The sequence below is a fragment of the Sphingobium sp. UBA5915 genome, assembly GCF_002431195.1.
Lineage (GTDB): Bacteria > Pseudomonadota > Alphaproteobacteria > Sphingomonadales > Sphingomonadaceae > Sphingobium > Sphingobium soli.
In genome coordinates this window covers 1-19,898 of the sequence record NZ_DJDV01000109.1, presented here as the reverse complement: position 1 = coordinate 19,898, position 19,898 = coordinate 1, and the positions used below count along the sequence as shown (strand labels likewise).

General features: G+C 63.3%; 20 protein-coding genes, 1 tRNA gene and 1 pseudogene. 13 read left to right on the top strand and 9 right to left on the bottom strand.

All coding sequences use genetic code 11. The features are described from left to right. Positions 1–6: 6 nt before the first annotated feature. The 9 genes from B2V90_RS19585 to B2V90_RS19545 all read left to right on the top strand — a co-directional run bounded on the left by B2V90_RS19585 (position 7) and on the right by B2V90_RS19545 (position 7,291). Positions 7–327 carry a hypothetical protein gene (locus B2V90_RS19585; RefSeq protein ID WP_228221013.1) on the top strand — a complete coding sequence of 107 codons (321 nt, stop codon included), beginning with the start codon at positions 7–9 and terminating at the stop codon, positions 325–327. A gap of 165 nt (positions 328–492) precedes the next feature. After that, positions 493–1,344: a D-amino-acid transaminase gene (locus tag B2V90_RS19580; protein ID WP_228221012.1), complete on the top strand. Its 852-nt coding sequence runs from the start codon at positions 493–495 to the stop codon at positions 1,342–1,344. Between the two features lie 238 nt (positions 1,345–1,582). Beyond that, positions 1,583–2,587: a winged helix DNA-binding protein gene (locus tag B2V90_RS19575; protein WP_228221011.1), complete on the top strand. Its 1,005-nt coding sequence runs from the start codon at positions 1,583–1,585 to the stop codon at positions 2,585–2,587. Between the two features lie 47 nt (positions 2,588–2,634). Beyond that, a tRNA-Val gene (locus tag B2V90_RS19570) sits at positions 2,635–2,710 on the top strand. Between the two features lie 370 nt (positions 2,711–3,080). Further along, the gene (locus B2V90_RS19565) at positions 3,081–3,308 is read left to right on the top strand and encodes a zinc-finger domain-containing protein (RefSeq protein ID WP_037543564.1); all 228 of its coding nucleotides are present in this window, start codon (positions 3,081–3,083) and stop codon (positions 3,306–3,308) included. Between the two features lie 44 nt (positions 3,309–3,352). Next, positions 3,353–4,795: a metalloprotease TldD gene (gene tldD / locus B2V90_RS19560; RefSeq protein ID WP_228221010.1), complete on the top strand. Its 1,443-nt coding sequence runs from the start codon at positions 3,353–3,355 to the stop codon at positions 4,793–4,795. 78 nt (positions 4,796–4,873) lie between these two features. Then, entirely contained in the window at positions 4,874–5,449 is a 576-nt protein-coding gene (locus B2V90_RS19555) for a DUF924 family protein (protein WP_228221009.1), read from the top strand. A gap of 155 nt (positions 5,450–5,604) precedes the next feature. Further along, on the top strand, positions 5,605–5,943 hold the full coding sequence (locus B2V90_RS19550) for a P-II family nitrogen regulator (protein ID WP_004209785.1): 339 nt from the start codon (positions 5,605–5,607) through the stop codon (positions 5,941–5,943). A gap of 13 nt (positions 5,944–5,956) precedes the next feature. Next, the gene (locus B2V90_RS19545) at positions 5,957–7,291 is read left to right on the top strand and encodes an ammonium transporter (protein ID WP_037543148.1); all 1,335 of its coding nucleotides are present in this window, start codon (positions 5,957–5,959) and stop codon (positions 7,289–7,291) included. A 170-nt stretch (positions 7,292–7,461) separates the two neighbouring features. Here the strand turns inward: B2V90_RS19545 and B2V90_RS19540 are convergent, their stop codons facing one another. From B2V90_RS19540 to crtY, 4 genes are read right to left on the bottom strand one after another with little or no spacing between them, the layout of a single operon-like run. After that, positions 7,462–8,418 (bottom strand): phytoene/squalene synthase family protein, encoded by a 957-nt coding sequence (locus B2V90_RS19540; RefSeq protein WP_228221008.1) that lies wholly within the window; start codon positions 8,416–8,418, stop codon positions 7,462–7,464. Positions 8,419–8,459: 41 nt separating this feature from the next. Next, positions 8,460–9,041 (bottom strand): TIGR00730 family Rossman fold protein, encoded by a 582-nt coding sequence (locus B2V90_RS19535; RefSeq protein ID WP_228221007.1) that lies wholly within the window; start codon positions 9,039–9,041, stop codon positions 8,460–8,462. Continuing rightward, positions 9,042–10,529: a phytoene desaturase gene (locus tag B2V90_RS19530; RefSeq protein ID WP_228221006.1), complete on the bottom strand. Its 1,488-nt coding sequence runs from the start codon at positions 10,527–10,529 to the stop codon at positions 9,042–9,044. Next, on the bottom strand, positions 10,529–11,674 hold the full coding sequence (crtY, locus tag B2V90_RS19525) for a lycopene beta-cyclase CrtY (RefSeq protein ID WP_228221005.1): 1,146 nt from the start codon (positions 11,672–11,674) through the stop codon (positions 10,529–10,531). Before crtY ends, B2V90_RS19530 begins: the two co-directional genes overlap by 1 nt. 89 nt (positions 11,675–11,763) lie before the next feature. Here crtY and B2V90_RS19520 point away from each other — a divergent pair, with 89 nt between their 5' ends. Together B2V90_RS19520 and dmeF are read left to right on the top strand one after the other, a co-directional pair. After that, positions 11,764–12,036, top strand: coding sequence for a metal/formaldehyde-sensitive transcriptional repressor (locus tag B2V90_RS19520; protein WP_009822852.1), 273 nt, complete (start codon positions 11,764–11,766; stop codon positions 12,034–12,036). Further along, entirely contained in the window at positions 12,033–13,007 is a 975-nt protein-coding gene (gene dmeF, locus B2V90_RS19515; protein ID WP_228221004.1) for a CDF family Co(II)/Ni(II) efflux transporter DmeF, read from the top strand. The genes B2V90_RS19520 and dmeF overlap by 4 nt, the downstream gene beginning before the upstream one ends. A gap of 9 nt (positions 13,008–13,016) precedes the next feature. Here the strand turns inward: dmeF and B2V90_RS19510 are convergent, their stop codons facing one another. The 5 genes from B2V90_RS19510 to B2V90_RS19490 all read right to left on the bottom strand — a co-directional run bounded on the left by B2V90_RS19510 (position 13,017) and on the right by B2V90_RS19490 (position 18,354). Further along, complete coding sequence (locus B2V90_RS19510; RefSeq protein ID WP_228221003.1) at positions 13,017–13,445, bottom strand: TIGR01244 family sulfur transferase; 429 nt, start codon at positions 13,443–13,445, stop codon at positions 13,017–13,019. A 107-nt stretch (positions 13,446–13,552) separates the two neighbouring features. Next, positions 13,553–15,328: a DNA helicase RecQ gene (gene recQ / locus B2V90_RS19505; RefSeq protein ID WP_228221002.1), complete on the bottom strand. Its 1,776-nt coding sequence runs from the start codon at positions 15,326–15,328 to the stop codon at positions 13,553–13,555. Positions 15,329–15,425: 97 nt separating this feature from the next. Then, positions 15,426–16,940 carry an RNA polymerase factor sigma-54 gene (gene rpoN / locus B2V90_RS19500; RefSeq protein WP_228221001.1) on the bottom strand — a complete coding sequence of 505 codons (1,515 nt, stop codon included), beginning with the start codon at positions 16,938–16,940 and terminating at the stop codon, positions 15,426–15,428. Between the two features lie 45 nt (positions 16,941–16,985). Beyond that, positions 16,986–17,771 carry an LPS export ABC transporter ATP-binding protein gene (lptB, locus tag B2V90_RS19495; RefSeq protein ID WP_037543555.1) on the bottom strand — a complete coding sequence of 262 codons (786 nt, stop codon included), beginning with the start codon at positions 17,769–17,771 and terminating at the stop codon, positions 16,986–16,988. A 109-nt stretch (positions 17,772–17,880) separates the two neighbouring features. Next, the gene (locus tag B2V90_RS19490; protein WP_228221000.1) at positions 17,881–18,354 is read right to left on the bottom strand and encodes an Lrp/AsnC family transcriptional regulator; all 474 of its coding nucleotides are present in this window, start codon (positions 18,352–18,354) and stop codon (positions 17,881–17,883) included. 94 nt (positions 18,355–18,448) lie between these two features. Between B2V90_RS19490 and phhA the strand changes: the two genes are divergently transcribed. Further along, positions 18,449–19,318 carry a phenylalanine 4-monooxygenase gene (phhA, locus tag B2V90_RS19485; RefSeq protein ID WP_228220999.1) on the top strand — a complete coding sequence of 290 codons (870 nt, stop codon included), beginning with the start codon at positions 18,449–18,451 and terminating at the stop codon, positions 19,316–19,318. Beyond that, a pseudogene (locus B2V90_RS19480) lies at positions 19,315–19,898 on the top strand (4-hydroxyphenylpyruvate dioxygenase); the annotation flags it as partial. The gene phhA and the pseudogene B2V90_RS19480, both read left to right, overlap by 4 nt.

Here is a 19,898-nt window from a genome sequence, read left to right as displayed (position 1 = left end):
AGAGCCATGGCGGTTCGACAGAAATGGTGGATCGGGGCAATGCTAATCGTTGTAATATGTCTTGGCCTGCTTGCCTGGAACGGACCGGCGATCCATGCCCGTGCGCAACTCGGTGCTGCTTATGGCGCGCGCATCGGCTGTTCCTGCCGCTATGTCGAAGGCCGGCCAATGGGCAATTGCACTGACGACAAGGAGCCCGGCATGGGCTTGGTGAAGCTGACCGACGCGCCGGAACAGCGCGCCGTCCGTGCCAGCGTTCCGCTGCTCGCGACGCGCACGGCCCGCTACAGGCCCGGCTGGGGCTGCCTGCTTGATCCTGCGAAATAAAGCGGAGGGCGCCGACGCTGGGTCAGGTCCATAGAGGCCAGCCTTTGCGCTTGTTCCCGACCACGACCGGATTTTACGACGGCCATAACCTGCGGAGTGGCTTGACCCTTTGTGTGGAAGACGGAAAAGCGCCCCATTGTCCGCTGCCAAGGAAATCCGAACATCATGTCCGTCGCCTATCTGAACGGAGCCTATCTCCCGCTGGACGAAGCGCGCATTTCGCCGCTTGATCGCGGTTTCCTGTTTGCCGACGGCATTTACGAGGTGGCCGCGGTCATCGACGGCAAGCTGGTCGACAGCGCTTCGCACCTTGCACGTCTGGAGCGTTCGACTGGCGCCATCGGCATCGACCTTCCGCTCAGCCTTGAAGAGATTGAGGCGGTGCAGAAACAGTTGGTCATCCGAAACGCTTTGACCGAAGGGCTGGTCTATCTGCAGGTGACGCGCGGGGCGGACAGGACGCGGGATTTCATTCCACCGGCAGGGCTGAAACCCACGCTGTTCCTGTTCGTGCAGGCCAAGCCGTTTCTGGACGTTCCGGCGGCGCATGACGGCATCGCTGTCGCCACCGCCCCCGACCTTCGATGGGCGCGCCGCGATATCAAAAGCGTGGGGCTGCTGGCGCAGGCCATGGCCAAACAGGCCGCGCGGGACGCGGGCGCGCAGGAAGCCTGGATGGTGGAGGATGGCTTCGTGACGGAAGGCGCATCGTCCACCGCCTTCATCCTGACCGAAGAAGGCATCGTCACCCGCTCCTACAGCCAGTCCGTTCTGGCTGGCTGCACCGGCGCGGCTATCGCGACGCTGGCGCAGGAAAACGGCCTTTCGCTCATTCGCCGCTCCTTCACCGTCGCGGAGGCCAAACAGGCGAAGGAGGCGTTCATCACCAGCGCATCGACCTTGTGCCAATCGGTCGTGCGGATCGATGGGGAGACGATCGGGGACGGCAGGCCAGGCCCCGTCGCGATGCGTCTGCGTGCGCTCTACATTGCGTTTGCACGCGCCACGGGCGTTTAATTGCTATGAAAATAAGTCGAAAATGGAGGAAGCTGGTCCGATAGCGACCGATCGCGCCGCCCGCCGCCAACCGCGCCAGCACATTGTTTTGAAGGATCGAAACCGGATACGATGAACCCCGGTGAGAGTTGGTGTCGCAGTGATTTGTCCATTGAATGTCCGGATCGGGTCGAAGTCCCGATGAATCGATCCGTTCTTGCTTTATTCTCTGGAACGAAGCTAGAACAGGTGCAGAATCATGACGGACAGTTTTTCGAGCGATGTGCCCTTTCGGGAGGCCGACCTGCCAATCGCGCAGCGCGATGATCGGCAAAGTCTGCTCGTTATCGCCGACTGGGCCGATATGGAAGAAGTGGCGCCGATTGCGGATGCCGCCAAGCTGCGGTTGTTAGGCGTAACCGGCTTGGCCGAAGCGTCGGCCAGGCTGGATGAGCAGACGCACTGCGACACGCTCCTGCTGTTTTGCCCGATCATGACCGCAACGCTGGAGCGATTGCTTGTCCAGGTGGAAACCCAGGCAATCCAGACTGGCATGGCTGTTGTGCTGGTGGCTGGATGGGATACGGTCGACCTTGCCTTTGCATGCATTCGCAGCGCACACACCCAGCTCTTGTGCGATCCCGACCCGGTGGAATTGGCGGCGGCGCTGGTCGCGGCCGGTGAGCATCGTCCGTTCAGCGGCAGCGTGCATGAAGTCGACCGGGAAGCCTTGCGATTGCAGCAGTTGAGCGAAGAAGTAGGCCGCCTTGCGCGCACGATCGACGCCTTGACGCAACGGGGGAAGGCTTCCGCCACGCCAAGCTTCGATCTTGGGCCACGGATATCCGACCGTCCCAGTGACTATATTGGCATGCCCGTGATCGCGCCTTTCTCTCCCCCGGCGCGTCCGGTCCAAGGGGGATCGGTGAGCGCAGAGCAGATACGCGACATGCTGCGCGCACGGCGTATCCGGGCGGATTTTCTGCCTGGCGATCTATTCGCTGATCCAGCCTGGGACATGCTGCTGGATTTGCTCGCCGCACGTTTGGAACAGGAACGCGTGTCCGTATCGAGCCTGTGCATCGCCGCCGCCGTACCGCCCACGACGGCGTTGCGCTGGATCCGAACGCTAACCGACAAGGGCATGGTGCAGCGACATGCCGACCCGCAGGATGGCCGGCGCGTTTTTATTTCGCTGGCGAACGACACGGCCGATGCGATGGTGCGCTGGTTCGGCGCTAGCCGCAGATTGCTGTGCGGCTGAGGCTTGACCGCCGGCCTATTTCGCCGCAATAGGCGCCTTCCCCACGGGGGCGATTAGCTCAGTTGGTAGAGCGTCTCGTTTACACCGAGAATGTCGGCGGTTCGAGCCCGTCATCGCCCACCATCTATATTGGCGATAGTCGCGCCGTCGCTGAATCTCCCTATTCGCCTCGATGTAAATCCCCAGCCATGCGCGCTCGATGGGACAATCGGGCTGCAATGTCATCTCGCCTTCGCAACGTTCAGCCTGTGGCAAGCCGCGATTGGCCACATAGTCGATATGCCGACTATCGCTGCTTTTGCCGAAGCTATCCTTCCCGCGCTGCTGATGTGTTCGCCCCTGGCGGTCATTGCGACGCAGGATTGCGCGACGTGGCGGCTAAGGTCGGCATCGACCGCGCAGGATTGGAAAGATGTGAGCGCTCGCGAACTGATGCGCCCTATGTAATCGGGCATATTGCGATATAATGCGGCCGCTGCTAATTCCATACGTCATGATCCAGCCGCCTGAAATCATTCGAGTCTCAAAGCCCCGCGTCTCCTGCGACGGATCGGGCGATATTCCCGCAGCACTCGGCCATCCGCGGGTGTTTCTGGAAATCGACGAGCATGGTTACGTCGATTGCGGCTATTGCGACCGTCGCTTCGTGCTGATCGGCGGCGTTGCGGATACCCCCGATGTCGTCACCAAGCCGGATATCGCTTCGGGCGCCAGCCTGTAAGCTTTTCTGTTGGGTTGCAGGCAGGGCGCGCCTATATCGGGCGCATGACCGATACCGCTTCCCTCTTCACCGATGCCCGTGGCCTTCTTTATCGTCCAGGTCTGCTCGATCCCGATGGCGCGCGCCGGCTGACGGCCCACGCGCTAGGTCGTTGCGACGACGGTGAATTATATCTGCAATATCGCGCAAGCGAGAGTTTCGGGTTTGACGATGGCCGGCTGAAGACCGCCGACTATTCTACTGATGCCGGCTTTGGTCTGCGCGGTGTCTCGGGCGAAATGACCGGCTTTGCGCATGCCAATGATCTCAGCGAGGCGGCCATCGCCAAGGCGGCGCAAACGCTTACCTTGCTTGATCCCGCCAAGGATCAGCCTGCGCCGCCGCCCCAGCGTACCAATCGCCATCTTTATACCGACGCCAATCCGCTAGAAATCGTTCCGTTTGCGGAAAAGGTCTCGCTCTGCGCAGAGATAGACGCTGCCGCCCGCGCGCGCGACCCGCGCGTCGCGCAGGTGTCGGTCAGTCTGGCAGGCAGCTGGTCAGTGGTGGAGATCGTGCGCGCCGATGGCTTTACCGCGACCGATATTCGCCCTCTGGTGCGTCTCAACGTCTCCATCATATTGGAGGAGGACGGCCGGCGCGAAACGGGTGTTTTTGGCATTGGCGGCCGCTATCTTTATGATCAGGTGATGGACAAGGCGGTGTGGAACCGCGCGATCGATGAGGCGCTGGCGCAGGCGCGTGTCAATATGCGCTCGGTCGCAGCGCCTGCGGGCGAGATGACCGTGCTGTTAGGACCCGGCTGGCCTGGCGTTCTGGTCCACGAGGCGATTGGGCACGGCCTTGAGGGCGATTTCAACCGCAAGGGCACCAGCGCTTTTTCTGGACGCATTGGTCAACGCGTCGCGGCACCGGGCGTCACTGTCGTTGACGATGGCAGCATCATGGATAGGCGCGGATCCCTGTCGATTGATGATGAGGGCACACCAACGCAGGAAAATATCCTCATCGAGGACGGGGTTCTGCGCGGCTATATGCAGGACCGGCTGAATGCCCGGCTGATGGGGGTTGCGCCCACGGGCAATGGCCGCCGCGAAAGCTATGCGCATGCTCCGATGCCGCGGATGACCAACACCTTTATCAAGGGCGGGCAGGATGATCCGGAGGAGTTGCTCAGCCGTATGAAGAACGGGATTTTCGCGAAGAGCTTTGGCGGCGGTCAGGTGGATATCGTGTCGGGCAAGTTCGTCTTTTCATGCACTGAGGCCTATAAAGTTGAAAATGGCAAATTGGGCGATCCCATAAAGGGTGCGACGCTGATCGGCGACGGCCCCACCGCGCTGACCAAGGTTATCGGGATCGGCAATGACTGGGCGCTGGATGACGGCATCGGCATGTGCGGCAAGGGTGGCCAAAGCGTTCCGGCCGGCGTGGGCCAACCTACGCTGTTGATGGAGGGGCTGACGGTCGGTGGCACGGCCGCCTAGGCCGTTACCTGCGGCCAACCGAGCCAACTGCTCCGTAAACGGCGGGAACCGTTGCGGCCGGTGCGACATTAGTCATGCATGAACATGCTGACCGACAGCCATGATGCCGTGACCGCCGATTGGGCGGCCGCGTTGCTTGATTTCTGGTTCAATGAGGTGGGCGAAAAAGGGTGGTGGAGCCATGATCCACAATTGGACCATGTATGCGCCCAAAAATTCGCCCATCTGTGGCGTGAGAAGAAAAGCCAGGCCGCTGCCGATTTCCAGGATCGAGCCGATGACGCGCTGGCCGCGGTTATCCTGTTCGATCAATTGCCCCGTAACATGTTTCGCGGCACCGCTGATGCCTTTGCTACGGACGCTTTGGCGCGGGATATAGCGCGTGGCGCGATCGCGCATGGATATGATGTGCAGATCGGCGGCGCAGGGCGGTGTTTCTTCTATATGCCATTCATGCATAGCGAGGACAGGGCCGATCAAGACCTGTCCCTCACCCTGTTTGAGGGAGCGGGCGACGCCAAATGGCTCGAATTCGCCCGCAAACATCATGAGATGATCCAGCAATTCGGTCGGTTTCCGCACCGTAATGCCGTGCTTGGCCGCATGACCAGATCCGAGGAAGAAGATGTGATTGCCGACGGCGCGGACTGGTGAGCTGCGTGCACAAATTTTAGGCAACATCCTGCTGCTGCTTAATTTTGCAGCGGAGCTTTTCGCATATCCAGCCGCAAAGCCCGCATTAACGCGTCTTTATCTTTTTGGCACGGCCCTTGCTGATATGTCCCCGCACACCATTCACAGGGGGCGACATGAAACTTGTCATGGCTATTATCAAGCCGTTCAAGCTGGACGATGTCCGCGAGGCGTTGTCCTCGCTTGGCATCGCCGGCATGACGGTCAGCGAAGTGAAGGGCTTCGGTCGCCAGAAGGGGCAGACTGAAATCTATCGCGGCGCCGAATATTCCACCAACATGGTCCCGAAGATCAAGATTGAGGTCGTCTGCGACGACGACCTGGCGCCACGCGTGGTCGAAGCGACCCAGGCCGCCGCCAATTCGGGAGCGATTGGCGATGGCAAGATCTTCGTGCTCGATGTGGGACAAGCCGTGCGTATCCGCACAGGCGAGACCGGCGAAACCGCGCTGTAAGAAGGGGGAAATGATGAGCTTTTCCAAGAAATTCTGCGGCGTGGCGGGGGCTGGTGCCCTGTCGCTGTTCGCCGCTCTGCCCGCCTGGGCGCAGGACGCGGCCGCCGCCGCGCCGACGCCGGACAAGGGAGATACCGCGTGGATGATGGTATCGACCGTTCTCGTCCTCGCGATGATTCTGCCGGGCCTCGCCTTGTTCTATGGCGGCCTGGTCCGGACGAAGAACATGCTGTCGGTCATGACGCAGATTGGCGCCGTCGCTGCCTTCGCCATGCTGATTTGGGTGATCTATGGTTACACCATGGCCTTTGGCGACGGCGGCAACGCGGTCATTTCCGGCTTTGGCAAGCTGTTTCTGGCCGGCGTCACGCCTGACAGCACGGCGGCGACCTTCACTGACGGAGTCGTCATCCCGGAATATGTCTTCATCTGCTTCCAGATGACCTTTGCGGCCATCACCGTCGCGCTGGTGCTGGGTTCGGTGGTGGAACGCATGAAGTTCTCCGCCGTGATGGTCTTCGCCCTCATATGGCTCACGATCGTTTATTTCCCGGTCGCGCACATGGTGTGGGCTGGCAACGGCTATTTCTTTGGCCTTGGCGCGCTCGACTTCGCGGGCGGCACCGTGGTCCACATCAATGCGGGCGTTTCCGCACTGGTGGCCTGCCTCATCCTTGGCAAGCGCATCGGCTTCCCCAAGGAGCCCATGCCGCCGCACAGCATGACGTTGACGGGCGTCGGCACTGGCTTGCTGTGGGTCGGCTGGTTCGGCTTCAATGCGGGTTCGGCCCTTGAAGCCAATGGCTCGGCCGCACTGGCTATGATCAACACCTTCGTCGCCACCGCATCAGCCGGTCTGTTCTGGATGCTGGCGGAGCGCCTCAACGGCCACAAGGGTTCGGCGCTGGGCTTCTGTTCAGGCATCATCGCAGGCCTCGTCGCCGTCACGCCGGCAGCGGGCAATGCCGGACCATTCGGCGCGATCGTGCTGGGCGCTGTAGCTTCGATCATCTGCTTCTATGCTGTCACGGTTCTCAAGCCGAAGCTTGGCTATGATGACAGCCTCGACGCCTTTGGCATCCATGGCGTCGGCGGCATCATCGGCGCAATCGGTACCGGCATCGTCTATGCGCCGAGCCTTGGCGGCCCCGGCGACGGTTCGGTCGGCATTGGCGCACAACTGGTGATCCAGATCGAAGCGGTTCTTGCGACCGCCATATGGGCTTCGATCGGCACCGTCATTGCGATCTTCGTCGCCAAAGCTGTCACCGGCCTGCGGGTCAGCCAGGAGGTCGAATATGAAGGCCTGGACCTCGGCGAACATGGCGAGCGTGCCTACAACCCGTAATTTTCACTGAATTGGCCGGGCGGCCACTCTGTCTGACAGCAATCGTCGCCCCGCCTTCCGATGTTCCTCCTGCGAACATGCCTTGGGCCGGTACGAAAGTGCCGGCCTATTTTTTTGGAGACGGGGGCCGGTACGAAAGTGTCGGCCGTCCTTCCAGCGCTTTTGCTGGATTAGCTGGCGGGACGATGCCAGAGCGTCGAAGGCCTTTCCGCATCGGCGGGCCAACGCCGCGCGCGCCCGACGACCTGAATCCCAGCGCGCGCGACCCACATCAGCTTGTCGCTCTTGCGCGTCACCACGCGGTGATCCCATGCCATTGGCCCGCGCCGCGCGACGGTGCGGGCAATATCCCCATAGATACCGGCGGCGGCCAGAACGGCCCAGGCGGCACGCGGTGGCAGCATGCCAGTGCCGTGCCGCGCGCTATCTTCATAGGCTGCGGCCATATCCGTCAGCCGGCGGCCGAGGATGGCAAGGCGTGGGCGAACCCATGGCTTCATATGCTCGCCAGGCGGAATGTCCATTTCCACCAGCCATTCGACGGGCAGGTAGCATCGGTCCGCCGCCTCATCTTCCCCGATATCGCGGGCGATATTGGCAAGCTGAAAGGCAAGACCAAGGTCGCAGGCGCGATCCAGCGTCGCGTCGTCATGCGGGTCGACCCCCATCAGCACCGCCATCATGCATCCGACCGCGCCGGCGACATGATAGCAATAGCGCAGCATGTCATCCTGACTGCGGGGCCGCCAATCGCGGGCATCAAGCGCGAAGCCCTCGATCAGGTCATGGGCGTAGCGGTGCGGAATACGGCATTCCCGCATGACCAGGCCAAAGCCGTCAAAAGCCGGATCGCCGGTGGGTTCGCCCCGCAGCGCCCGGTCGGTCATCACCCGCATATCCGAAAGGCGTGCCTGCGCGTCGGCCACGACGCTCATTGCCCCGCCATGGTCCTGGCCGTCGGCGATATCGTCGCAAGTGCGGCACCAAGCGTAGAGCAGCCAGGCGCGTTCGCGGGTTTGCCGGTCGAACAGCTTGGATGCCATGGCGAAGCTTTTGGAGCCGCGCGCGATGCTGTCGCGGGCATGGGCGACGAGCCTCGCGCGATCAGGGGCAGTGGGATCGGTCATAGCCCCCATCCATGCCCGCGCGCGCCGCCGGCGTCGAGGGGTTACAGCCGAGCGGCCTTCATCGCGAAGATCGTTTCATGCGGCTGATAGGCCGCCATCGCATCGACCAAGGCTTCGATGCTGTCTTCATGCACCAGAATGCCGGCATGTTGCGGCCGGATGAAGCCGCTTTCCACCATCTGGCGGTTGAAGCCGATCAGCTGATCGTAAAAGCCCGCGACGTTGAGCAGGCCTACGGGCTTGTTATGATAACCCAGCTGCGCCCAGCTGATCGCTTCCCATAATTCGTCCATCGTGCCGACGCCGCCCGGCAGTGTCACGAACCCATCGGAAAGGTCCGTAAACAGCTGCTTACGCTGGTGCATGGTCTGGACGACATGGAGCTGCGTGCAACCGCGATGCGCGACTTCCGCGCCGACCAGCGCTTCGGGAATGACGCCGACGACTTCGCCGCCCGCTTCCAGCGCGGCGTCCGCGACCGCGCCCATCAGGCCAAGCCGCCCGCCGCCGTAGACGACGCCGATGCCCCGCTTCGCAAGCGTGCGGCCGACGTGGCGCGCCGCGTCGATATAGGTAAGGTCGGCTGGCGTCGCCGACCCGCAATAGACTGCCAGTCTTTTCATCTAAGTCCTGTTCAAATCGTCCAGCATCAGCGCGGCGGTCGCCTTGGCGCTGCCCACCACGCCGGGAATGCCCGCGCCGGGATGGGTGCCGGCCCCTACCAGATAGAGATTGGGAATGACATCGTCGCGATTATGCGCGCGGAAAAAGGCGCTTTGGGTGAGCAGCGGTTCCAGGCTGAAGGCACTGCCCATATGGGCGGCAAGATCCCGGCCGAAGTCACGCGGCGTATAGTGGAACTGGGTGACGATGCGCGATCGGATGTCGGGGATCAGTCGATGCTGGATCTCATCCAATATGCGTTCGGCATAGGCCGCGCCAAACTGATCCCAGTCGATCGGCAGCTTGCCCATATGCGGCACCGGGGCGAGCGCGTAAAAAGTCGAATGGCCATCGGGCGCCATCGACGGATCGGTGACGGTGGGGTGGTGCAGGTAGAGCGAGAAATCCTGCGGCAACACGCCATGATCATAAATGTCGGTCAGCAACCCTTCATAGCGCGGGCCGAACAGGATCATATGATGCGGGATACCCGGCCAGCTGCCCTTGATCCCGAAATGCAGCACGAACAGGCTGGGCGACCAGCGTTTGGCCGCCAGTTTCTCGCCCTGCTTTTGTCCGCGTGGATGGTGGGCGAGCAGGTCTCGATAGCTGTGCATCAGGTCGGCGTTGGAAGCGACCGCATCGGCCTCGCCGCGCCAGCCCGAAGCGGTATGCACCGCCGTTGCGCGGTCGCCATAGGTTTCGATCCGCGTGACTGGATCGCCCAGCCGCAGCGTGCCGCCCAGTCGTTCGAAATGGGTGGCCATGCCCTGCACAAGCCGGTTGGTGCCGCCCTGAGCGAACCAGACTCCGCCATCCTTCTCCAGCTTGTGGATAAGGGCATAGATCGAACTGGTCTTCATCGGATTGCCGCCGACCAGCAGGGTATGAAAGGACAGCGCCTCGCGCAGCTTTTCGTTCTTCACATAGGACGCGACGATCGAGTAGACCGATCGCCATGCCTGATACTTGGCCAGCGCCGGGGCCGCTTTCACCATCGATGCGAAATCGAGGAAGGCGACATGGCCGAGCTTGCGATAGCCTTCTTCGTAAACGCCGGCGGCATAATCGCAGAAACGCTCATAGCCCGCGACATCGCCGGGATCGAGCTTTGCGATCTCGGCCCGGAGCGTTGGCTCGTCATTGGAATAGTCGAAATTCGTGCCGTCGCGCCAGTTGAGCCGGTAGAAGGGCGACACGGGCATCAGGGTGACATCCTGCGCCATGTCATGCCCTGACAGCCGCCACAGTTCAGCGAGGCAGTCAGGATCGGTGATGACGGTCGGCCCCGCATCGAACGTAAAGCCGTCCTTTTCCCACATATAGGCCCGGCCGCCCGGGCGATCGCGCGCTTCCACCAAGGTGGTCTGGACGCCGGCCGACTGGAGGCGAATGGCAAGGGCGAGGCCGCCAAAGCCCGCACCGATGACGATAGCGGTTCTGGACATCAGGCGGGCGGGTTCAGCAAGGTGCGCATGGCGCTCCTTATGGGGATGGGTGGCTTGCCGCACAAGATGCGCAAACGGTCAGCCATGGTTGATTGGCCAGCGTAGAATCGCTGGATGAGCGCGGGGTTGAGGCCATAGAAACGGGAGAATATTCGCCAGCGCTCGTCGGGTCGGGCCGCGCCGAACAGCATCTTGCCCAGCGTGCGATAATAGCCGCCCTGTCGCCAATGCGCCCGTGCAAAGGCGCGAGTGGCGGCAGGCAGGCCGTCCAGCGGCTGACGGGCCAGCCAGAGCGCGAAGCGGACGGCGTCGGGCAATGAATAGCCGGTCATCGGCTGGAAGAGGCCGGCGCGCACGCCTGCACGGGCGACGGGATCGGATACCGGCCAATAGCGATCAAAGTCGCCGCCATGGACGACAGGCAGCACGCCTTCTTCCCGGTGGACGCTCTGCGCGTCCCAGCCCTTCGCTGCGGCATAGGCGGCGATCCGCTCGTCCAGCACCACGCCGTCGAGGTCGGGCTTGTCGCTATAATAGGTGTCCTCGACGAAAATGTTGTGGTCGTCCCAGGGGAGCAGGTAGACGAAGCGATAGCCGTCATGCTGATCGACGCTGGCGTCCATGATGACCGGGCGCTCGACGCCGTGGGGCGCAGCGCAGCGCAGCGCGTGACCGACGAATTTTTGCCAGCCGCAGCGCAGAGCCGAAAGGTCGCCCGGTCCCCGCGCGTCGAGGACCGCCTGCGCGTGAATGATGCGCCCATCGGCCAGCGTGACACGATCGGGCGCGAGTGTTCGCACGTCCGCGCCGATTAGGAGGCGATGGCCCAGCGTCTTGCGCACATGGACAGCGAAAGTGACGGAAGTAATGCTGTTATACGGGGTGGCCAGGTCGCGCTGAAATCCGGGAAAAATGACGGCATGACCCTGTGTCCAGCGATGCGCGATCATGGGGTCCACCAGCCAGCGATCGTGCGGGGCGACGTCGCCGTCGAAGAAGGACCAGATGTGGTTGCCGCCCGGCTCTGTGCCATGTTCGATCAGGAGCAGGCGCAATTCCGGACGCAAGGCGGCGAGCGCAAGCGCGGCAAGTCCGCCGGCGAGGCCGCCGCCGACGATCACAAGGTCACAGTCGATGGAATTCATGAACCCCTGATAGGGATTGGAGGACGGGGGCGATAGCATCCCTTCCGCTCCCTTGGCAGAAAAGTCATTATAGTGTAGGGGGGTATATTATGCATATTGTCGAGGATAGAGAAAAGCTGCTCGCGCGCACGAGACGAATCGCGGGCCAGATCGCCGCTGTCGAGCGGCAGCTGGCTGGCGACGCCGATTGTTCGCAGACGTTGCAGCTGGTCGCGTCGGTGCGCGGCGCTGTCGGCAGCCTGATGGAAGAACTGATCGAGCAGCATATGCGCGCGCATGTCGCGCGACCGGGGCTAAGCGACGTTGCGCGGGCCGCGGCTGCCGAGGAAATGCTGGCGTTGATCCGCCGCTATGGGAAATGACGATGCACGACGCTCATCATCACGCCCATGAGCATGGTCACGATCACTGCATGCCGCCACCGCCGCCAACCGCCACGCCGGGGGAGGCGGAAGAACGCCATTATTTCGACCATATCTACCTGAGCGCCGGGCATGACCGCAATGCGCGCCGCACCATCTGGGTCGTGTGGTTGACCGCCGCGACGATGGTGGTGGAGATCGCGTTCGGCTGGTTGACCGGGTCAATGGCTTTGCTGGCCGATGGCTTTCACATGGCGACCCATGCCGGCGCACTCGCGGTGGCGGCGGCGGCCTATGGCTATGCGCGCCGCCACGCCCGCAATCCGCGCTTCACCTTCGGCACGGGGAAGGTCGGCGACCTGTCGGGTTTCGCGTCCGCTTTGTTGCTGGGCGTCACGGCGCTGTTGATCGCGGTCGAATCCGTCATGCGCTTCTTCGAGCCTGTGCAGGTGGCATTCGGGGAGGCGACGCTGGTGGCGGTCATTGGCCTGGTCATCAACATAGTGAGCGCGCTGCTACTGGGCCATGACCATAGCCATGGCGCAGGGGACGCGCACGGCCATGCCCATGCGGACAATAATATGCGCGCGGCCTATATCCATGTGCTGACCGATGCCCTGACGTCAGTGCTGGCGATCGCGGCGCTGCTGGCTGGGCGCTATATGGGCTGGTGGTGGCTGGACCCGGCGGTCGGTCTGCTGGGCGCGGTGGTTATCGCGCGCTGGGCCTGGGGTCTGATGCAGGATACGGCCGCGATCCTGCTCGACACCGCCGAGCCCGCGCTGATGGCGCGGCTGCGGCTGGAGGCGGAAGCCGAGGGGGCGACGATCCGCGACCTGCATGTCTGGCGGATCGGCCCGCATGCCCATGCCGCGATCCTGAGCCTTGCGCCGGGCGCCGATGGCGCGGCAGTGCGGGCGCGGATCAAGGCGCTGCCGCGCATGGAGCATGTGACGGTGGAATGCAGGTGAGCCGCCCGCTTATTGCGGTTTGAGCGCGTCCATGATCTGTCGCACCGGGCTGATGTCATAGCCCGCTGCCGCTGCCTGTGCCGCAAGCACATCGGGGTGATCCCCGGCCCGCGCGCGGGTGAGTGCCCAGAGCAGCGTGCTGCGCGTGCCCGACCGGCAGTAGGCCAGCATCTTGCCATCGCCTGTCTGATCCAGCGCCTGCGCCATGCCATCGAGCTGCCAGGGGGCAAAGCCGCCATGGGCGACCGGCACGGCGACATAGTCGATGCCGGCCTTCAGCGCAGCCGCCTCGATCTCCGCGCCATTGATTTGCCCCGGTTCTTCGTCGTCGGGACGATTGTTGACGATCATCGTCACGCCCTGCGCTTTTGCCTCCGCGACTTGCTCCACGCTGATCTGCGGGGACACGAGGATGCGGTCGGTGAGCGTGCGGAACATGGGGCTTCTCCTTCTGCGGCAGAGCGATGCCTTTCGATGGCCGTGCTGGCAAGGCTTTTGCTTCACCAGAGGGCGCGGCGGAGATGGTGCGGCTGCGTTGCCTGGGTTTACAGGTACGGGCGAATTGCCGCCAGAAAGGCGTCGCCATAGGCGTCGAGCTTCTTCTGGCCGATACCGCTGATGTGGCTGAGTTCGCGGATATTGGCCGGGCGCTGTTCGGCCATTTCACGCAGCGTGGAATCATGAAAGATGACATAAGGCGGCACGCCTTGGTCCTGCGCCAGTTCGCGGCGGCAGGTGCGCAAGGCGTCGAACAGCGGATCGCCCACGGGGTTGGCGTCCGCGCCGTTGCGGGCATTGCGGCGGCCGCGCCGTTCGCGCTTTGGCGGCACCAGGATGCGCACTTCCTCCTCGCCGCGCAGGATCGGGCGAGCATTGGGGCCGAGCATCAACCCGCCATGCTCGGTCGTTTCCAGCGCGTCGCGGACCAGCAACGCGCGTTGCACCGGGCGCAGCAATGCCATTTCTTCTCCACTGACGATGCCATGCACGGAAATGCGGTCATGGCCGCGTTCGCGCACCTTGTCATTGGCGGCGGCTGTCAGCACCGCTTCGATATGGCCCGCGCCGAAACTCTGCCCGGTGCGGTAGACCGCGGACAGATATTTGCGCGCCGTCTCCGTCGCATCGACGCTGGCCGGGGGCGAGAGGCAATTGTCGCAATTGCCGCAGGTGGGCGGCGGGCTTTCGCCAAAATGGCGCAGCAGGATGGCACGGCGGCATGTCGCGGTTTCGACCAGCGCGCCCAGCGCCGCGATGCGGGCGCGCTCCCCCTGCTGACGCGCGGGTTCGAGTTCGGCGATGCGCAGGCGCGCGCGGGCGAAATCCTCCGCTCCCCAGAAAAGATGCGCGACCGCTGGTTCCCCGTCGCGGCCGGCGCGGCCCGATTCCTGATAATAGCCCTCGATCGATTTGGGCAGGCCTGCATGCGCGACGAAGCGCACATCGGGTTTGTCGATACCCATGCCAAAGGCCACAGTGGCCACCATCACCATATCTTCGCTGGCGATGAAGGCGGCCTGGTTCGCCGCGCGCTGGGCCGGGTCCATCCCGGCATGATAGGCGCGCACGGCTCGCCCGCCGCGCCCCAGCGTTTCGGCCAGTTTTTCGGTCGCGGCGCGAGTCTGGGCATAGACGACGCCAGGGCCGGGATGCTGGGCGAGCAGATCGACAAGCTGGCGCGTCAGCCCTTCGCGCGGGTGGACGGCGTAGCGGATATTGGGCCGGTCGAAGCCCGAGATGATGAGGCCGTCTTCAGGAATACCCAGCTGGACCAGAATGTCGGCGCGGGTATGCGCGTCCGCCGTCGCAGTGAGGGCAAGGCGCGGGACTTGCGGAAATTCGTCGAGCAGCGGGCGTAGCAGGCGATAGTCGGGGCGGAAATCATGGCCCCATTCGGACACGCAATGGGCTTCGTCGATGGCGAAAAGCGCGATCTTTGCCGAACGGAGCAGGTTGCGGAACGACTCCTGACTGGCGCGTTCGGGCGCGACGTAGAGAAGATCGAGATCGCCACTGCGCAGCCGGTCCTGCGTTTCGCGCCAATCGGCGTCCACGCTGGTGAGGCTGGCGGCGCGCAGGCCCACCGCATTGGCGGCGCGCAACTGGTCGTGCATCAGCGCGATGAGAGGCGATACGACGATACAGCAGCCATCGAGCGCGGCGGCGGGAAGCTGGTAGCAGAGCGATTTGCCCGCGCCCGTCGGCATGATGGCCAGCGTCGGGCGGCCCGCCATAACTCGGCCAACCACCTGTTCCTGCACCCCGCGAAAGGCGGTGAAGCCGAAGATGTCATGCAGAAGCGTGGGAATGTCGCGCGCCATCGCGCGGCCTTAGCGGCTGGGGGAGGCAAGGGCTAGAGCGGAGCGCATGACAAAACATGCCCGCCCTTCCGGCGCGTGCACCGCCTTACCGAAAGGGTCAGGCTGCCTTGCCCTTCAGCGCTTTTTGCCGGCGGCGCTGCACGGACGACCCAATACCCATGGCTTCGCGATATTTGGCCACGGTGCGGCGGGCAATATCCATGCCCTTGGCCCGCAGCATGTCGACCAGGGTGTCGTCGGATAGGATCGCTTGCGGATCTTCGGCCGAAATCAGCGCCTTGATATGGCTCTTGACCGCTTCGGCCGACACAGCGCCGTCGCCGCCGGCCGCCGCCACGCCGCTCGTGAAGAAATATTTGAGCTCGTAAAGGCCGCGCGGGCAGGAGAGATATTTGTTCGATGTGACGCGGCTGACGGTGCTTTCATGCATGCCGATCGCATCGGCCACGGCCTTGAGCGTCAGGGGCTTTAGGTGCGCGACGCCCTTTTGGAAAAAGCCTTCCTGCTGGCGCAGGATCTCGCTCGCCACCTTGACGATCGTCTTCTGCCGCTGGTCGAGCGCCTTCACCAGCCAGTTGGCGCTGGCCAGGCAGTCGGCCAGCCAGGCCTTGCTATCCTTGTCCTGCTTGCCGGTCGACAGTTCGACATAATAGCTGCGATTGATAAGCAGGCGGGGCAGGGTGGCGCTGTTGATTTCGATCGCCCAGCCGTCGCTCGCGGGACGAATGAAGAGGTCGGGCGTTACCGGGGCGGCGGTGGAGGCGGAAAAGCGCAGGCCGGGCTTGGGGTCATAGCCGCGCAATTCGGCGATCATGTCGGCCATGTCCTCTTCATCCACGCCGCAGATACGGCGCAGCTGGGGGAGGGCACCCTTGGCCAGCAGGTCGAGATTGGCGAGCAGCCGCGCCATGCAGGGGTCGTGACGATCCGCCTCCTTGGCTTGCAGAGCGAGGCATTCGGCCAGCGATCGCGCGCCAACGCCCGTGGGGTCAAAGCCGTGAATGACGCCAAGCACCCGTTCGACCTGATGCAGCGGCACGCCCAGGCCATGGGCGGTCGCCAGCAGGTTCGCCTCCAGATAGCCCGCCTCGTCGATCTGGCCGATCAACTGCGATGCGATCAGCAGGTCCATGCCTGACATGGCGGCGCGCGCCTGATCCATTAGATGTTCCTGAAGGCTGCTGTCGGGCGCAGCGAAACTGTCAAAGTCGGGTGCATCCTCGGCATAGCCGCCGCCGATCGGCTCCATGCCCCCGCTGGCGCCCATCGCCGAGGCGATCCGGTCGCCGGGACCATCGTCGATGAAGGTTTCCGCGCCATGATCGACGTCGAGTGGGCTGTCGGCCGCGCCGAGGCCCTGCGCGATCAGATCGTCGCTCGCTCCGCTTTCGGCCGCCAGCGTCGGGGCCTCGACAGTCCGGTCGATGCCATCGGTCGCGACAGGCGCATCATCTGGGCCGGTGTCGAGCAGCGGGTTCTTTTCCAGTTCGCCCGCGACAAAGGCGTCGAGTTCCAGATTGGACAGCGCCAGCAGCTTGATCGCCTGCTGCAATTGCGGTGTCATGACCAGAGACTGGCTCTGGCGAATGTCGAGGCGCGGCCCCAGCGCCATCAGGCGGGCGCCCGGTCGAGGAGGAAAGGCCGCCCCCGCCCCATGTTACAGCTGGAAATTTTCGCCCAGATACAGGCGACGGACTTCAGTATTGGCGACCAGTTCGGTGGGGTTGCCGGCAAACAGCACCTGACCGCCATAGATGATGCAGGCGCGATCGACGATTTCCAGCGTTTCGCGCACATTATGGTCGGTGATGAGAACGCCGATGCCCCGATTCTTGAGGTCCTTCACCAGATCGCGAATGTCGGCTATCGACAGGGGGTCGATGCCGGCAAAGGGTTCATCGAGCAGCACGATCGAGGGGTTGGCCGCCAGGGCACGGGCGATTTCACAGCGGCGACGCTCGCCGCCCGACAGCGCCATGGCCGATGAATCGCGCAGCCGGGTAAGGCCAAATTCGTCGAGCAGCTGTTCAAGCCGCGCCGCGCGGGCCGCCTTGTCCGGTTCGGCCAGTTCCAGCACCGCGCTGATATTCTGCGCCACGCTCAGCCCCCGAAAAATCGAGGTTTCCTGTGGCAGATAACCCAGGCCCAGGATCGCGCGGCGATACATGGGCAGGCCGGTGATGTCCTGCCCGTCCAGCACGATCCGGCCGCGATCGGGGCGGACCAGTCCCATGACCGAATAGAAGCAGGTCGTCTTGCCCGCGCCGTTGGGGCCGAGCAGGCCGACCACTTCGCCCTTGCCCACGGTCAGCGACACGTCGGACAGGACAACGCGCTTGTCATAGCTTTTCGCGATCGAGATCACGGACAGGCCATCGCCCACTTCCTGCGGGGCGAGGGGGTGGGCCGGGGTCGGCCGGTCCTGAACTGTCACGTCGTGCATCCTGTCATCCTTGGCGAGCCATGGGTTCGCGCGCATAGATTGGCAGCCATTGGGCGGCTGGCAAGCTTTGTGCATGGTAACAGGACGGGAGCAAGAGTAAAATCCCGGCTTAGCGTACCGGCAGCGCCGTTTCATATTTGGTGGTCGAGAGCGCGAATTGCGACGATGCGCCCGCGACCGAGGGATGTTTAAGCAAGGTCCGCATCAGAAAATGCTCATAGTCCGCGACGTCGGAGGCGACGACGCGGAGCAGATAATCCCATTCGCCCGACATCGAATAGCATTCCATCACCTGTTCGTGGGCGCGCACGAAATCCTCGAACGCGGCAATGGCTTCGGCCGAAAATTCCTTCATCCGCACATGGCACAAAACGATGACGCCCTGTCCCAGGGCATGGGGGTCGGCGATCCAGACTGCGCGGCGCAGTAGGCCTTGGTCCTGCATGGCGCGGACGCGCCGCCAGCAGGACGGCCCGGTGCTGCCCACCCGCTCCGCCAGTTGGGCATTGCTGAGCGTGGCGTCACGCTGCAACTCTGCGAGAATGCGGCAGTCAAGCGGGTCAAGGGCGGGTGAATTCGTCATAAAACTGCTATATCATGAAAAATCTTTACGTCTCACCCCTGTCTCACAGGAATTTTGAAAAGCATTTTCGCCGGCGATCTGCGATGGTGTGGCTATGGAGATGGATGCCGAAAACCCGCCCATCGGCGCTGGTGCCGACTGGACAATTACGCAGGGCTGGAACGCCTATAGCGAGGATGACCACGCAATGTGGGACCGCCTGTTCGAACGGCAGGCAGCGATGCTGGAGGGGCGGGTGGTGCCCGAATTCCTTCAGGGCCTGGGTATCTTGCGCATGGATCGGCCGGGCATCCCTGAATTCGGGGCGCTCAACGAACGGCTCCGCGCGGCGACGGGATGGGAAGTGGTTGCGGTTCCGGGACTGGTGCCCGACCGCGTTTTTTTCGATCATCTTGCCAATCGGCGCTTTCCGGCCGGCCGGTTCATCCGCACGCCCGCGCAGGAGGATTATCTTCAGGAACCGGATATCTTCCACGATGTGTTCGGCCATGTGCCGCTGCTCGCGAACCCTGTGTTCGCCGATTATATGCAGGCCTACGGCCGCGGCGGACTGCGCGCGGACGGAATGGGCGCCATCGCGAAGCTGGCGCGGCTTTACTGGTATACGGTCGAATTCGGCTTGATCCAGACGGATGCGGGCTTGCGCCTTTATGGCGCGGGGATCGTGTCATCCAACGCCGAATCGCATTTCGCGCTGGAGGACCCGTCACCCAACCGCATCGGCTTTGACCTGCGACGGATCATGCGCACCTGCTATCGCATCGACGATTTCCAGCAGAGCTATTTCGTCATCGACAGTTTCGAGCAGTTGCTGGCGCAAACGACGCAGACGGATTTCGCCCCACTCTACGCCGATCTCGTCGCGCTGCCTGATTATGACACTGATACCATCGCGCCTGAGGACCGCGTGCTGACGCGCGGCACTCAGGCCTATGCCAGACAGAAGGAAGAGGAGCCTTTATGACCGCCACCATGCTGGACCAGCAGCCCGACGCTGCATCCACCAACCCGCTGGGCCTCAACGGGTTCGAATTCGTCGAATTCACCTCGCCCGATCCCGACGCCATGGCCGCGCAGTTCGAGGCGCTGGGCTTTACCGCGACCCATCGTCACCCGACCAAGAATATCACCCGTTACAAGCAGGGGCGCATCAACCTGATGCTGAACCGGGACGATGCCGGGCGGGTTGCTGCCTTTCGCGGGGTGCATGGACCGTCCGCCAGCGCCATGGCGTTCCGTGTGGCCGATCCGCAGGCCGCGCTTGCCTGGGCGCTCGATCATGGGGCCAAGGCCACGGAAGAGGATGACACGGTGATCGAAGGGATTGGCGGCGCCTATCTCTATTTCATCAAGGATGGCGAGGATCTGTATGCCAATTGGGCGGAAATGCCCGGCTGGCGCGACAAGGAAGCGGCCAACAGCGTCGGGCTGGACCTGCTGGACCACCTGACCCACAATGTGCGGCGAGGCCAGATGCGCGTGTGGAGCGAATTCTACCGCACGCTCTTCAATTTCGAGGAGCAGAAATTCTTCGACATCAAGGG